The sequence below is a fragment of the Streptococcus sp. HMSC068F04 genome (assembly GCF_001837455.1).
GTDB classification, from domain to species: domain Bacteria; phylum Bacillota; class Bacilli; order Lactobacillales; family Streptococcaceae; genus Streptococcus; species Streptococcus salivarius_D.
On sequence record NZ_KV832524.1, the window covers coordinates 44,968 to 45,483 of the forward strand.

The following is a 516-nucleotide window of genomic DNA, read 5'->3' on the forward strand; positions in this document are numbered from 1 at the left end:
TGACAAGAAACCAAGTTCAAGAAGGACTGCCGGCGCAGTCGTCTCACGCAAGACCGCAAAGGTTTGACGTTTCACGCCTTGGTTTTGAGCGCCAGTCGCATTAATCAGGCTAGACTGGATGGCATTGGCCAAGGTATCACTCATGCTCAATCGAGTCGGATTAGCATGGTAGGTCGCATTAATACGTGATGGATATTCTGCATAAGGTTGGTAATAATAAGTCTCGATTCCTTGTGCTGCAGAACTTCCTGAAGCATTGATGTGGATACTTACGAAGATATCAGATTCAGAAGCATTGGCTGCACGTGAACGATCCGTCAAGTCAACATAGGTATCACTTGTGCGAGTGGTTACAACTTGATAACCTTCTGCTTCTAGTTTAGCTTTCACACGGCTTTGGATAGCCAAGGTCAAGCTCTTTTCAGAGATACCAAAGTACGAAGCTCCTGGATCATAGCCACCATGACCAGCATCGAGATAGATAACCTTATTTAAAACATCGTAGTTTCCTCTTGA

General features: G+C 45.0%; 1 protein-coding gene. It reads right to left on the minus strand.

What is annotated here, in order from left to right:
• A partial coding sequence (locus tag HMPREF2571_RS11015) for an N-acetylmuramoyl-L-alanine amidase family protein (protein WP_256315259.1) occupies positions 1-516 on the minus strand: 516 nt, incomplete at both ends.